The 12,875-nt window shown below is 71.1% G+C and carries 14 protein-coding genes and 1 riboswitch; of the genes, 8 read left to right on the plus strand and 6 right to left on the minus strand.

Annotation, left to right across the window (positions count from 1 at the left end):
* Window positions 1-8 precede the first annotated feature (8 nt).
* Complete coding sequence (locus OG329_RS26390) at window positions 9-1,016, plus strand: nucleoside triphosphate pyrophosphohydrolase (protein WP_405798621.1); 1,008 nt, start codon at window positions 9-11, stop codon at window positions 1,014-1,016.
* Between the two features lie 120 nt (window positions 1,017-1,136).
* Here the strand turns inward: OG329_RS26390 and OG329_RS26395 are convergent, their stop codons facing one another.
* Window positions 1,137-1,781 (minus strand): class I SAM-dependent DNA methyltransferase, encoded by a 645-nt coding sequence (locus OG329_RS26395; RefSeq protein WP_405798623.1) that lies wholly within the window; start codon window positions 1,779-1,781, stop codon window positions 1,137-1,139.
* A gap of 136 nt (window positions 1,782-1,917) precedes the next feature.
* On the minus strand, window positions 1,918-3,045 hold the full coding sequence (locus OG329_RS26400) for a methyltransferase domain-containing protein (protein ID WP_405798625.1): 1,128 nt from the start codon (window positions 3,043-3,045) through the stop codon (window positions 1,918-1,920).
* Window positions 3,046-3,165: 120 nt separating this feature from the next.
* Here OG329_RS26400 and OG329_RS26405 point away from each other — a divergent pair, with 120 nt between their 5' ends.
* The 3 genes from OG329_RS26405 to OG329_RS26415 are packed head-to-tail and all read left to right on the plus strand — an operon-like array spanning window position 3,166 to window position 4,764.
* Window positions 3,166-3,405 (plus strand): hypothetical protein, encoded by a 240-nt coding sequence (locus OG329_RS26405; protein ID WP_405798626.1) that lies wholly within the window; start codon window positions 3,166-3,168, stop codon window positions 3,403-3,405.
* The gene (locus tag OG329_RS26410; protein ID WP_405798627.1) at window positions 3,377-3,892 is read left to right on the plus strand and encodes a DUF6879 family protein; all 516 of its coding nucleotides are present in this window, start codon (window positions 3,377-3,379) and stop codon (window positions 3,890-3,892) included. The genes OG329_RS26405 and OG329_RS26410 overlap by 29 nt, the downstream gene beginning before the upstream one ends.
* Window positions 3,893-3,912: 20 nt before the next feature.
* Entirely contained in the window at window positions 3,913-4,764 is an 852-nt protein-coding gene (locus OG329_RS26415; protein ID WP_405798629.1) for a helix-turn-helix domain-containing protein, read from the plus strand.
* 36 nt (window positions 4,765-4,800) lie between these two features.
* Here the strand turns inward: OG329_RS26415 and OG329_RS26420 are convergent, their stop codons facing one another.
* The 4 genes from OG329_RS26420 to OG329_RS26435 form a co-directional block, all read right to left on the minus strand.
* Entirely contained in the window at window positions 4,801-6,360 is a 1,560-nt protein-coding gene (locus tag OG329_RS26420) for an alpha/beta hydrolase (RefSeq protein WP_405798631.1), read from the minus strand.
* 100 nt (window positions 6,361-6,460) lie between these two features.
* Window positions 6,461-7,081: a dihydrofolate reductase family protein gene (locus tag OG329_RS26425; RefSeq protein ID WP_405798633.1), complete on the minus strand. Its 621-nt coding sequence runs from the start codon at window positions 7,079-7,081 to the stop codon at window positions 6,461-6,463.
* Window positions 7,081-7,605 carry an SRPBCC family protein gene (locus OG329_RS26430; protein ID WP_405798634.1) on the minus strand — a complete coding sequence of 175 codons (525 nt, stop codon included), beginning with the start codon at window positions 7,603-7,605 and terminating at the stop codon, window positions 7,081-7,083. Before OG329_RS26430 ends, OG329_RS26425 begins: the two co-directional genes overlap by 1 nt.
* Before the next feature lie 3 nt (window positions 7,606-7,608).
* A complete protein-coding gene (locus OG329_RS26435) occupies window positions 7,609-7,950 on the minus strand; it encodes an ArsR/SmtB family transcription factor (protein ID WP_405798636.1) in 342 nt (113 codons plus the stop codon).
* Window positions 7,951-8,019: 69 nt separating this feature from the next.
* On the opposite strand from OG329_RS26435, the gene OG329_RS26440 reads away from it, so the two are divergent.
* From OG329_RS26440 to OG329_RS26455, 4 genes are all read left to right on the plus strand, one after another.
* The gene (locus tag OG329_RS26440; RefSeq protein WP_405798638.1) at window positions 8,020-9,243 is read left to right on the plus strand and encodes a hypothetical protein; all 1,224 of its coding nucleotides are present in this window, start codon (window positions 8,020-8,022) and stop codon (window positions 9,241-9,243) included.
* 47 nt (window positions 9,244-9,290) lie between these two features.
* Window positions 9,291-10,544, plus strand: coding sequence for a cytochrome P450 (locus OG329_RS26445; RefSeq protein WP_405798639.1), 1,254 nt, complete (start codon window positions 9,291-9,293; stop codon window positions 10,542-10,544).
* 175 nt (window positions 10,545-10,719) lie between these two features.
* Entirely contained in the window at window positions 10,720-11,706 is a 987-nt protein-coding gene (locus tag OG329_RS26450; protein ID WP_405798641.1) for a transglycosylase family protein, read from the plus strand.
* 258 nt (window positions 11,707-11,964) lie between these two features.
* A riboswitch (cyclic di-AMP (ydaO/yuaA leader) is annotated at window positions 11,965-12,141 on the plus strand.
* 3 nt (window positions 12,142-12,144) lie between these two features.
* On the plus strand, window positions 12,145-12,846 hold the full coding sequence (locus tag OG329_RS26455) for a transglycosylase family protein (RefSeq protein WP_405798642.1): 702 nt from the start codon (window positions 12,145-12,147) through the stop codon (window positions 12,844-12,846).
* Window positions 12,847-12,875: the final 29 nt, after the last annotated feature.

A 12,875-nucleotide genomic window follows, 5' to 3' on the forward strand; every position in this document is an offset into this window, starting at 1 on the left:
TTTCTTCGGTGACCGAAGAACCCGCCGTCGCCTCTGGCTCCGCCGCCCCCGGCCGTATCGTCCTGCTCACCGTCAGCCACCGGGTCGCGCCCGGCGTGCTGTCCTGGCCCGCCTGGCAGACGCTCCACGAGGCCGACCAGGTCCTGTGCGCGGACGCCACGCACCCCCAGCTCCCGTATCTGCGCGAGGCGGGTGTCACCGTCGAACGGGCCGCGCCGACCGCCGCGGAGCTGGTCGACGCCTGCGCCGGCGGCCGTACGGTCGTGGTCCTGCCCTCCGGCGAGGGCGACCAGGCCCTCACCGACGGCCTCTCCCGCCTCGCGGGCTCCGGCCGGGTCCAGATGCCCGACCTGGAACTGCTCCCAGGCTCCTACGATCTGCCGGGCGCCCGGCTGCTCGACCTCGTCCAGGTCATGGACCGGATCCGCGCCGAATGCCCGTGGTCGTCCACCCAGACGCACAAGGGCCTCGCCAAGTACGCCATCGAGGAGGCGTACGAACTGGTCGAGGCGATCGAGAGCGGCGACCGCGACGAGCTGCGCGAGGAGTTGGGGGACGTGCTGCTCCAGGTGGTCTTCCACGCCCGTATCGCGGAAGAGGCGGAAGAGGCGGAAGAGGACGAGGACCCCTTCTCGATCGACGACGTCGCGGCGACGATCGTCGAGAAGCTGATCCACCGCCACCCCCATGTCTTCGGCGACGAGACGGCCGAGACCCCGGCCGACGTCAAGGCCCACTGGCTGCGCACCAAGGCGGCGGAGAAACAACGCGACTCGATCACGGACGGCGTCCCCCTGGGCCAGCCGGCCCTCGCGCTGGCCGCCAAACTCACCTCCCGCGTGTCCGCCGCCCCCCTGGACGTCCCGCTCCCACAGGGCGAGGGCATCGGCTACGAACTCCTCGCCCTGGCCGCACACGCGGAGGCCGCGGGCACCGACCCGGAGGCGGCCCTGCGCGCGGCGGCCCGCGCCTACCGCGACGCGATCCGCGCGGCGGAGTCGCGGGCGCGGGGGTAGGCACTGTCCGCGCACCGCGACCTTGTGGTGTCTGGCGAGCCTTCAACACACCTTCCCGCCCCCGGACCGCCCCCGGACCGCCCCCGGACCGCCCCCGGACCGCCCCCGGAACCGCCACCGCTAGGACTGGCGGCGTGCGAAGAGGACCGCCCCCGGGAAGCTCTCGTCGAGGTCGAGCAGCAGGTGGGACTCGACGGTGAACCCGGCGTCGCGCAGCCAGAGCGACACCTGGTCGGGCCGGCGGCGGTGGACGTGGACGTTCATCGGGTGGCCGCCGTAGCCCTGCGTCTTCAGCCGCGACTCGTCGCCGACGTGAAAGCCGAGCAGCAGCGGCCCGCCGGGACGCACCGCTCGGTGGAAGTGGCCGAAGACCGTGGGGACCGCTTCGTCGGGGATGTGGATCAACGACCAGAAGGCGAGCAGGCCGGCGACTGAAGCCTCGGGGAGGTCGAGGTCCGTCATCGAGCCCACCTCGAACCGCAGATGGGGGTGGTCACGCCGAGCGACGTCGATCATCGCGGATGAAAGGTCGATGCCGAAAGCGTCCACACCCAGCCCGTGCAGATGAGCGGTGACGTGCCCGGGTCCGCAGCCCACGTCCGCCACCGGGCCGCCGCCGGCGGCGTCCACCAGCTCGGCGAACACCGCCAGAGCGGCGCGAAGATACGGTTCCCCGGCCAGAGCGTCACGTATGCGATCGGCATAGCTGACCGCGACGGTGTCGTAGGAGGTCCGGGCGTCCGCCAGCCATCGGTGTGTGTTCATGGCTCGGCATAGTAACTACCTCAACGCCTTCCGCGGCGTGCGCGCCCCCGAACAATGACGGCCCGACCGGGGAGTTCTTCGAGGACACGGGGGCGTCGTGCCCTGGTGACGCGCGCGCTGTCGGCCGGCCGCCCGCTCAACGGACCGGCCACCGCGGGCCCGTGACCGGGTCCGTACACCAGATGTACTGCCGGTGGGGCTCCACGGTCATGCCGTAGCCGTACAGCGCCGGGCTGCCGTCACCGAGCCACCGGTCCCAGACACCGTCCAACTCGTCGGCCGGCCAGCGCGGCCCGCCCTGATACGCCACGGTGCCGCCACCACCCACGGCGGACAGCGCGGCCCACGAACCGCCGTCGTGCAGCCACGCGTTGAGGCCGTCGCTGTCCTCGGCGGTGGTGATCTGTACGTCGGGCAGGGCCACCCGCAGCGCGAAGCGCAGGTGGATGTCGTCACCCAACGGCTCCAGCCGGCGGCGCACGGGCCGTTCGCCCCAGACGTTCCCGGCCGCCGCCGCCCGTACCTGCTGAAAGGAGCCACGCTCCTGGCCGGTGCCCCGCGCGGGCATGAACTGTGCCAGCCCCTGCATCCACCCGGTGGCCGACCGCCCGTCCTCGGCAACGGTGAGCGCGACATGCCCCAGCTTCCCCCACGGGGTAACGATCCGCCCGCCCGGCCGAGTCCGGGCCACCCACGACCACGGGACCTCGTCGACGGCGAAGGTGGCCATCACACGGTCGTAAGGCACGGCGGCGGGCGGTACGTCACGGCCATCGGCGACCTCGACACGTACCTCGAACCCCGCCTCCCGGAGCCGTACCCGCGCCCGGTCGGCCAGCTCGGGATCCACTTCCACACTGGTGACCCGCCCGGCCCCGGCCCGCCACCCCAGCAGCGCGGCGTTACGGCCGGTGCCAGTCCCCAACTCCAGTACCCGGTGGCCCGGTTCGAGGAGCAGCGAATCGAGCATGTCGACCACCACGGCCTCGCACGAGAGACTGGAGGACGGCAGCCCGTCGATGACCTGCGTGACGGCTGCCGCGTCCGGGTCCCCGTACACCTCGGCGGCCCACCGATCGGGATCGGTCGCACGGCCGACGGGGATGTAGGTGTGCCCGTCCCACCACCACACACACTCGGGCGCGAACCGATCCCGCGCCACGGCGTCAACCGCCAGCCGCACCCACGGAGACCGCGCGGGCCAGTCCCCACGCCGCTCCATCGCCTGCGCCAGACGGCGACGCCACTCATCGAACGAGGCCACGAAGTCCCCTACTTCTTATGCTTGCCCTCAGGCTCGGGTTCCTTCGGCACCTGCCCGTCCGCGTTTCCGGGCGGCGGCGTGCCCTGCCCGTTGTCCGGCGGCGGCTTCTCGTGCTTGGCCATGGTGCCCCTCTCTCCGTCATCTGACCACTGCCCGACGGTATGGGTTGATTCCGAAGCGCAAGAAGTCCTCTTCCAGGGTTGGAAGCCCAGTTCCGCGACGACAACGGCTGAGTGCGAGGCGACGAGCCCGGCGAACGGTCCCATGCCGGCGAGCGAAGCGCTCGTCAGGATTCCGGCACGTATGGTGCCCCTGATCAGGGAGGCGTGTGATGCCGTCGAGCGTGCCGGGCTTCAGTGAGCTGTTGGGGCAATGCCGCGCGTCCGCCGTGCACTTGGAGCTGCGCGACTCCTACGCTCCGACGGAGCGGTTCGAGGCGTGGCAGCGCGGGGAGCGCGTCAACTGGGCCGACCGGAAGTCGTGGTGGCATCCGTACGACCAGTTGATCGCCGACACCGTGGCCCGAGGTGTCACGATCCGCCGGGCCCGTATCGTCTCCGAACCGGTGAGCGAGTACATCCGGTGGGAGCACCACGTGACACACGCCAACGTGACGACCGGCGAGCAAGTCCGCTGGCTGCCGCGCAGGTTGGCCAACGGGATCGCCCTCCCGGCGAACGACTTCTGGGCGTTCGACGGCATCTTGCTCCGGGTGCACCATTTCTCGGGCGACGGCGCCGTGGTCGAGGACGAGATCACCGAAGACCCGGTGACGGTGGACCTGTGTGTCGCGGCATTCGACTGTGTGTGGGAGCGTGCTGTCCCGCACGAGGACTACAAGATCTGACCGGACGGCCCCGCCCCAGCATGTATCCGCACCCATCGGCCGACGTCCAGCAGGCCCGGGACACCGTGGCGGCTCGGCTGCGTGAGCTGAGGCTCGACGCCGGGATCTCCGGGCGGGAACTGGCCGCCAGGTGCGGATGGTCGGAGTCGAAATCGTCCCGCATCGAGAACGCGCGGACTCTTCCCTCGGACTCCGACCTCCGCGCCTGGTGCGCCGCTTGCCACGCCGACAACGAGTCGGCCGACCTCATCGCGGCCAATCGGCAGTCCGCCGAGGCGTACGTGCGGTGGAGTCGTCTTCAGCGGACCGGTCTACGCCGACTCCAGGAATCCGGCGCGACACTGTACGAACGCACCGCGCAGTTCCGGGTGTATTGCTCCGACGTGATGCCGGGCTTTCTCCAGACCCCCGCGTACGCGACCGCGCTGCTCGCCTCCATCGCCGCCTTCCGGGGCACGCCCGACGACGTGAAGGAGGCCGTCGCGGCACGTATGAGGCGCAACCGCGTCGTGCGTGACGGCAAGCACCGGTTCTCCATCCTGCTGGAGGAGGCGGTCCTGCGTCACCGCATCGGTGCGCCCGACACGATGGCCGCGCAGCTCAACCACCTCCTTGAGGCCACGACGTTCGCGCACGTCGCCGTGGGAGTGATCCCGTTCGCCGGCGAACGCACCATCTGGCCGTTGCCCACATTCACCGTCTTCGACGCGGAGCGGGTACACGCGGACTCGCTGGACGCGGCGGTGACGTTGGTTCAGCCGAGCCAAGTCGAGCTGTACTCGCGGGCGTTCGACGGGCTCGCACGTGATGCCGTACGCGGCGACGATGCCCGTCGGCTGATTTCCGGGGCGGCGGAGTGCTTGCGGGAGTAGAGGCGAGTCGGCATGGCACGCCTTCCACCACCAGCACTACGCCTCGCAGGTCACGTCACGCGCGGGGAGCCGCCCCGTGCGGAGGTAGGCGTTGACGCGCCGGTCGACGCAGGTGTTGCCGTACTCGCCGTACAAGCCGTGCTGGCGGGCGCCCTCCACCGTCAGCAGCCGTGAGCTCGGCCACTGCTCGCGCATCGCCTCGGCGCCGGCGTAGACCGTGCGGGGGTCGCCGGTGGCGGCGACGAGCAGGGCCGGGACGTCGTTGTCGAGCACGGTCGGCGCCTCGACGGGCCGGTCCCAGAACTCGCAGGGGGTGATGTTGTTGGCCACCGGCCCGGCGAGCGGGAACCGCTCGCGGGACTTCTCGACCGCGCGCCAGTAGCTGTCGGCGCCGCGCCGCTCGGCCACATCGCCGCAGACGATCGCCGTCATCTGGCTGGAGGGGGCCGAGCCCGCCCCGGTCAGCAGGAACTGAAGCTGCCCGGCGAGCGCTTCGGACGGCTCGACCGGCTTCCGGTCGGCGGCGCGTGCCAGGAGACGTACGGTCGCGGCCAGTTCGGCGCGCCGCGCGTCGAGGTCGCTGCCGAGGCCGCCGATGAAGAAGAAGGGGACCACGTGCTCGTCCAGTCGGTAGGTGTCCCCGATCCGCAGCGGCTCCCGCGCGGCGGCGTCCAGGATGTGCTCCACCGTCGCCAGGACCTTGCCGCGCGTGGCGCCCAGCCCGTACGTGCCGTGCCGCGCGGCGGCCCACGACGCCCACGCGCGCAGGGCCGCCTCGTTGGCCGCCTCGGCGCCCCGCAGCATGGTCTGGCTGTAGAACCGCGGGGAATTGATGCCGTCGAGCACCATGCGGTCGGTGCGGCCGGGGAAAAGCTGGGTGTAGACCTCGCCGAGGTAACTGCCGTAGGAGTAGCCGAGGTAGGAGAGCGAGTCCTCGCCGAGGGCGGCACGGATGACGTCCATGTCGCGGGCGGTGTTGCGGGTGGTGACGTACGGCAGCACGTCGCCGTGCGCGCGCTCGCACCGCTCCGCCAACTCGCGTGCGACGGCGACCTCCTGCCGGTACGCCGCCAGGTCGGCGCCCGCGGAGCGCAGCGGGGCGGAGCCGAGGTCCCAGCCGCAGTCGAGCGGGGTGCTCCGGCCGACGAAGCGCGGGTCCATGCCGATCAGGTCGTACCGGTCGGCGACGTCTCCCAGCACCTGAGACTTGGTCACCGGCATATGGAGGCTGGGCCCGGCCGGACCCCCGTCGTTGAGCAGCAGCGCGCCGACGCGGTGGGCGGTGTCGGTGGCCTTGAGGCGGGATATGGCGACGGTGATCGTACGACCGCCGGGGTCGGCGTAGTCGAGCGGCACGGTGATGTCGGCGCAGTCGGCACCGGCGGCGTCCAGTCGTCGGCCGGTCTCGTCGTCGGCGCCGAGGGCGCAGCCGTGCCAGTCGAGCGATTCCGGGCCGGCGGCGGTGGCGGTAGCAGGAGTAGTCGCCGCCGTGGTCGTCGCGGTCGTCGCCGTGGTCGTCGTCGCGGTCGTCGTCGCGGTCACGGCGAGCACCGCCGCGCACGCCGCGAATGCCTTGATACGTCGGGAAGTTGCCATGCCCGCACGCTAGGACGGCGGCCACCTCTGCACACTCCGGGAAAGCCCTGGGATCTGTTGGGGTTGTCCCCCAACAGATCCCGGCCCGTACGCCATGCCCCTACCGTTGACGCACGGCGTAGGTCAGATGCGTCACCCGCGACGACGGCTCCGAACGGACCTGCTCCAGCGCGATCCTGGACGCGTCCACACCGTCGAACAGCCGAACACCGTTGCCGAAAAGCACCGGTGACAGCGCGATCGAGAACTCGTCGACCAGGCCGGCGTTCAGGTGCTCCAGGATCGTCGCGCCGCCGCCCGCGATGCGGACGTCGCGGCCGGCGGCGGCCTCGCGGGCCTGGGCGAGGGCGGACTCGATGCCGTCGTTGACGAAGTGGAACGTGGTCCCGCCCGGCCGCTCCCAGGGGTCACGCTTCTCGTGCGTCACGACGAAGACCGGCGTGTGGAACGGCGGCTCCTCCGGCCACATCTGCTCGCCGGCGTCGAACATGCGCTTGCCCATCACGCTCGCGCCGGTCCGCTCGAACGTCTCGCGCACGATGTCGTTGTCGCGGCCCTCCTTGCCGCCCCCGCCGAGCTTCAGGTTCTCCCGGAAGAACCGCTGCGGGAAGACCCACGCCTGTAGTTCCATCCATAGCTTCCCCATCAACTCCTCGGGGGACTCGGGTGCGATGAAGCCGTCCAGCGACATCGACACGCTGAAGAACACCTTCCCGGCCATCAGCCCTCCACCCCCTTGCGCGCGAGATCGGTGACGTAGTCCGCCAGGCTGCTCAGGGTCTGCTGTCCGCCCTCGATCGCGTGGTACTTCTCGGCCGCCTCGTCGCGCAGTTCCTTGGTGGGGAACACCGTGCGCATCACGATCCGGGTCGCCGCGCCGTCCGGCGTGAAGGTCAGCACCGACTCGAAGGCGTTCGGGTCGTCGCTGGACTCGCCGTGCAGCAGCGCGATCCGCTCCGGCGGGGCGATCCGCACCCAGCGGATCCACTCGGAGTAGTCGGTCCCGTCCGGTCCGTGCATCACGAAGACCCACTCCCCGCCCTCGCGGAACTCGAAGGACCGCGTCGTGGTGGTGAACCCCTCCGGGCCCCACCACTGCGAAAGGTGCCGGACCTCGGTGAACGCCTCGAAAACCAGCTCCCGCGGGGCGTCGATGGCCCGGGAGAGCACGATCTCCCGGTCGGCCGTCGACGGCTCAGCCCGTTCAGCCGGCTCAGCCCGCATTTCTCGCCTTGCCTCTGCCATTGGTCATTCCTCCTGCTTTGCCTGCTTGAGGTCCTGTACGTAGGTGTCCAGCCGGTCGAAACTCTCGGTCCAGAACTGCTCGAACCCGCCGACCCACTCATGGACCGGTCGCAGCCCGCGCGCGTCCAGGCCGTACAGGCGCTGCTTGCCCGCCTCGCGGACCCGCACCAGCCCCACCTCCCGGAGCACCCGCAGGTGCTTGGACGCACCCGGCTGGCTCATCCCAAGCTCCCGGGCCACGTCGGTCACCGGCCGCTCACCCGCTCGCAGCAGCGCCAGGATGTCCCGGCGCTGCGGCTCGGCTATCGCGTTGAACGCGTCCGACGTCGTCGCTGCTCGTGCCATGACCCCAATCATATTCCCATATGGGCATACGTCAAGCCGGTGCTTCGTGCTTCACGGCATGATGCCGACGTGGACGTAAGCGGGGACGGTATGAGCGACGGAGTGCTGGGCTGGCGCCGCGGCGGCGGTGTCGGGCTCGGGGACTGGCTGCGTGGCACCGCGCGGCGCTTCGAAGTGGTGGCGGGCGACGCGTACCAGCTCCAGACCGCCGGACCGCGGATCGACGTCGGCGGGGCGGGGAACGGGAATCCGTACCGGCAGGACATCGACAACGCGTACGCCAACTCTCTTACGGAGGTGGCCTCCTGGCTCCAGGGCAACGACGTCGACGCGGTGACCTGCGTGCTGGGCGCGTACGACTCCTGGTCGTTACGGGCCGAGGCGGACCGGCGCCCGGACATCGACTGGATGAAGGTCGTCATGCCGCCCGCCACGGCCTGGCCCCTGCCCGCGCACCCGCGCGACACCCACGAGGCGCACCACCTGCTCACCACCCTCGCCGCGCTGCTCGACCTGGAGCCGCCGGACCCCGACCCCGACCCCGACCCCTCCGTACCGACGCCGTTTCCCCGGCCGGTCACCGTCCAGGGAACGATCGACGCGTCGCGCTACTGGGTCACCGTCGAAGGGGTGGGCGACCAGCGGCTCCATCTGCTGGGCGAGACTCCCCACCTGGTGGGGCGGCTGGCCAACGTCCTGCTCGCACCACGGGAGCCCACCGTGCTGCCGCTGCGCTCGCTCGGTGATCTGGTCCACCTGGGCGAGGCGCTGGCGGTGGACCTCGGGTACGTACGGAGGAGTGATCGCCCCGCCGTACCCGACCCGGATCCGCCCCTCCCGGCCGGCGCCCGCGTCACCGTGTACGAACCGGCGGGCCGGGTACCGGCGTTCAGCGTCGAGGCGGGGGAGCTGCGCGCCGAAGCCGACCACTCGGCGCTCCCGCTGTACGAACGGATCGCACTGCTGCTGTGCCCGCAGCTCTACATACCCGGCGAGGCGGCGGAACTGGCCGGGTGGCTAAGGCAGTTGGAGTCGGGCGTGTTCGGCCGGGCCGGTATCTGGACGGTGAGCGGCGGGCGGGACTGGCGGCCACCACGGCACCGCGGACTCGCCATGGTGGTGCGGGCGTTGAGCGAACAGCACGTCGCCGGCCGGGCGTTCGTGACCCGCGCGTCGGCCGACTCGCTCACGGTGCGCGGCCTGACGCTGCGCGACGAGCCGGTGGAGCTGACGGGGCGGACAAGGCCGCAGGGCAGCACACGCCCCAGCACGCGCCGCGGCACGGACCGCTGAGCGGGCCCGTACGCGGCGGGGCGGGCCCGGTTGCGTACGGTCGTCGCATGCAGAACCCGCCCCCCGCCGACGCCGCCCCCGAACTCTTCACCTGGGAGTTCGCCACCGACCCCTACCCCGCCTACGCCTGGCTGCGCGAGCACGCGCCCGTGCGCCGGACCAGGCTGCCCAGTGGGGTCGACGCGTGGCTCGTGACGCGGTACGCGGATGCCAAGCGCGCCCTCGCCGATCCCCGGCTGTCCAAGAACCCCGTGCACCACGCCGAGCAGGCGCACGCCAAGGGGAAGACGGGGATCCCGGGGGAGCGGGGCGCGGAGTTGATGACGCATCTGCTGAACATCGATCCGCCCGACCACACCCGTCTGCGGCGCCTGGTGTCGCAGGCGTTCACTCCCCGCCGGGTGGCCGAATTCGCGCCGCGCGTGCAGGAGTTGACGGACGGGCTGATCGACGCCTTCGCGGCGAAGGGGGAGGCCGACCTCATCCATGACTTCGCCTTCCCGCTCCCCATCTACGCGATCTGCGATCTGCTCGGCGTCCCGCGCGAGGACCAGGACGACTTCCGCGACTGGGCCGGGATGATGATCCGGCACGGCGGCGGGCCGCGTGGTGGGGTCGCGCGGTCCGTGAAGAAGATGCGCGCCTATCTCGCCGAACTCATCCACCGCAAAAGGGATGATCCCGGCGACGATCTGATCTCCGGTCTGATCCGGGCGAGCGACGACGGCGAGCACCTGACCGAGAACGAGGCCGCCGCGATGGCGTTCATCCTTCTCTTCGCGGGGTTCGAGACGACCGTGAATCTGGTCGGCAACGGGGTCTACGCCCTGCTCCGCAACCCCGATCAGCGCGAACGGCTTCAACGCTCCCTCGCCGAAGGCGAGAGCGGGCTGCTCGCGACCGGCGTCGAGGAACTGCTGCGCTACGACGGGCCGGTGGAGCTGGCCACCTGGCGTTACGCCACCGAGCCCGTCGAACTCGGCGGCCGGAGCGTCGAGGAGGGCGACCCCGTTCTCGTCGTACTCGCCGCCGCCGACCGTGATCCGCAACGGTTCGCCGACCCGGACCGGCTCGACCTGTCGCGGCGTGACAACAAACACCTCGGATACGGCCACGGCATCCACTACTGCCTCGGCGCACCCCTCGCCCGACTGGAGGGACAGACCGCGCTGCGCACCCTTCTGACCCGCCTGCCCGACCTGCGGCTCGCGGTCGATCCGGCCGATTTGCGGTGGCGTGGCGGGCTCATCATGCGTGGACTGCGCACGCTCCCGGTGCGGTTCACAGCGGTGCGTGACTGACGGATCGTCAACACTGTGACTTTCACGTGATCTCCGCTGTATCGACTTGTGACAGACGTTCGAGTACCGCTACGTTCACGACCGTCTCAGCAGTCACGTGTTCGGAGTCCGTGCTCAGGATCCGTATGCGTGATCGCGTGATTCACGTTTCAGCAGTCTCACGGAAGGCAATCGCATGCGCTCCGGGAACGGCCGGCACCGCCGGCCCCGTCAGGCCCCCGCCCTCGTCGTCGCCGCAGGGGTGACAGGCTCGGCGATCGCCATCCCGCTGCTCGGCGCGACCGGCGCCAGCGCCGCCGACTCCGCCACCTGGGACCGGGTCGCCGACTGCGAGAGCGGCGGCATGTGGAGCGCCGACCTCCGCAACGGCTACTACGGCGGACTCCAGATCTCCGAGGAGACCTGGGGCGACTTCGGCGGCCGGACGTACGCCCCCACCGCCGACCAGGCCAGCCGCAGCCAGCAGATAGCCGTCGCCGAGAAGATCCTCGCCGCACAGGGGCCGAGCGCGTGGCCGACCTGCGCGCTGATCGCCGGCCTCACGGCGGACGGCGGCACGGACACCGGTACGGGCAGCGATACGGCTCCGACCACCGAGCCCGAGCCCGAGCCGACCGAGACGGCCGTCCTGCCCCCCGCTCCCGAGACGACGCCCCCCGCCGGGCAGTTCGGCCGGGACTCGGCCTCCGGGACCGAGACGCCCGGCACGCAGGAGCCCAGCACGGAGCCGAGCGAGCCGAGCACGAAGCCGAGCGAGCCGACCACCGAGCCGACCACCGAGGCGGGCGCCGGCCAGGGCAAGCACCGCGGCGAGGCGGCACCCGAGCCGGGCGAGTCGGCCGACGCCTCGGACGGATCGACCGAAGCATCCGAAGGGCCCGAAGGGTCCGAAGGGTCCGAAGCGGGCGAGTCGGACAAGGCGGGCGAGGAGCGCGAAAGTGGCCGTCATGCCTCACGGGGTGACGGTTCGACGCGCGACGGCGACACCGCCGACGGCTCGTACACCGTCCGTTCCGGCGACAACCTGTGGGCCATCGCCGACGAGCACAAGGTGGACGGCGGCTGGCCCGCGCTCTACGAGGCGAACCGCGAGGCCGTGGGCCCTGACGCCGACCTCATCCTGCCGGGCCAGAACCTCGATCTGACCACGAATCAGGGGTAGTTAAGCGGGCTATGTCCGCATCTGCGTAAGTGAGACAAGCGTCTCTTCGCCCCAACTGGCGCGGTCTGCCCGGCAGCTCACCCCGAGCCCTTCCCGACCTGCGTAAACAGAGGTTTCCACGCGGCAGGATGGGCGAATCATCCCGGATGTTCCTTCTTTGAACATCCGGGATGTCTGTGTTTAACGTCTGAACCGCTCGCACCGCGGGCACCGTCGACCGTCACGCCGAATCCTGCCGTCGGTCGGGGGGAGTAGTCGTCGCGTCAAGCGCCGAAGGCAGGAGCGGGGGACCCAAAGGTAAGTGCCGGTCACCACGGCCGGCTCGGGGTGCAGCCGTGTGCAGGGGGACGTGAAGACGTCCCCGGGTCGCACGGCCGGGCAACTCACTTGGCCCGAACCCGACAGCTCACCTCGTAGGCGTCGGTGAGGAGATCTCGCATGCTGTTTTCCAGCAAGTCCGGCAAGGGCAAGCACCGCCGTCCGTCCAAGGCCGTCCGTTACGCCACGCTGGCCGGGGTCACCGGTGCCGCCGTCGCGGCCCCGCTGATCGGCGCCACCTCCGCCTCCGCCGCCACCACCGCCGAGTGGGACGCCGTCGCCCAGTGCGAGTCCGGCGGCAACTGGTCGATCAACACCAACAACGGTTACTTCGGCGGCCTCCAGTTCTCCGCCTCCACCTGGGCCGCGTACGGCGGCACCGCCTTCGCCTCCAGCGCCGACCAGGCGTCGAAGTCCCAGCAGATACAGATCGCCGAGAAGGTCCTCGCGGGCCAGGGCAAGGGCGCCTGGCCGAGCTGTGGCGTCGGCCTGTCCAACGCCGCGAACGACGCCGGCTCCGCCGACGCCGCCCCCGCCCCGCAGCCCGCCGCCCCCAAGGAGCAGCCCGCCCCGCAGGAGCAGCCGGCCGCGCAGCAGTCCGAGCCGCGCGCCGCGCAGGAGCAGCCCGCCTCGCGTAGTGAGACGCGCGGTCCGGTCAAGAAGGGCGACGGCGAGTACAAGGTCAAGGCCGGCGACACCCTCTCCAAGATCGCCGAGGCCGAGAAGGTCGAAGGTGGCTGGAAGAAGCTGTTCGAGCTGAACAAGGACATCGTCGAGGACGCCGACGAGATCTTCCCGGGTCAGCAGCTCCACCTGAGCTGACCCTTCCGCCCCACGGACAGGCCCTGCCC

It is taken from the genome of Streptomyces sp. NBC_01506 (assembly GCF_045040295.1).
Classification (GTDB): Bacteria; Actinomycetota; Actinomycetes; order Streptomycetales; family Streptomycetaceae; genus Streptomyces.

Coding starts and splice junctions, on each gene's coding strand:
- OG329_RS26450 (WP_405798641.1), top strand. CDS start 10,720: ATGCGCTCCGGGAACGGCCGGCACCGCCGGCCCCGTCAGGCCCCCGCC.
- OG329_RS26415 (WP_405798629.1), top strand. CDS start 3,913: ATGTATCCGCACCCATCGGCCGACGTCCAGCAGGCCCGGGACACCGTG.
- OG329_RS26445 (WP_405798639.1), top strand. CDS start 9,291: ATGCAGAACCCGCCCCCCGCCGACGCCGCCCCCGAACTCTTCACCTGG.
- OG329_RS26410 (WP_405798627.1), top strand. CDS start 3,377: ATGCCGTCGAGCGTGCCGGGCTTCAGTGAGCTGTTGGGGCAATGCCGC.
- OG329_RS26395 (WP_405798623.1), bottom strand. CDS start 1,781: ATGAACACACACCGATGGCTGGCGGACGCCCGGACCTCCTACGACACC.
- OG329_RS26405 (WP_405798626.1), top strand. CDS start 3,166: ATGGTGCCCCTCTCTCCGTCATCTGACCACTGCCCGACGGTATGGGTT.
- OG329_RS26420 (WP_405798631.1), bottom strand. CDS start 6,360: ATGGCAACTTCCCGACGTATCAAGGCATTCGCGGCGTGCGCGGCGGTG.
- OG329_RS26425 (WP_405798633.1), bottom strand. CDS start 7,081: ATGGCCGGGAAGGTGTTCTTCAGCGTGTCGATGTCGCTGGACGGCTTC.
- OG329_RS26455 (WP_405798642.1), top strand. CDS start 12,145: ATGCTGTTTTCCAGCAAGTCCGGCAAGGGCAAGCACCGCCGTCCGTCC.
- OG329_RS26435 (WP_405798636.1), bottom strand. CDS start 7,950: ATGGCACGAGCAGCGACGACGTCGGACGCGTTCAACGCGATAGCCGAG.
- OG329_RS26430 (WP_405798634.1), bottom strand. CDS start 7,605: ATGGCAGAGGCAAGGCGAGAAATGCGGGCTGAGCCGGCTGAACGGGCT.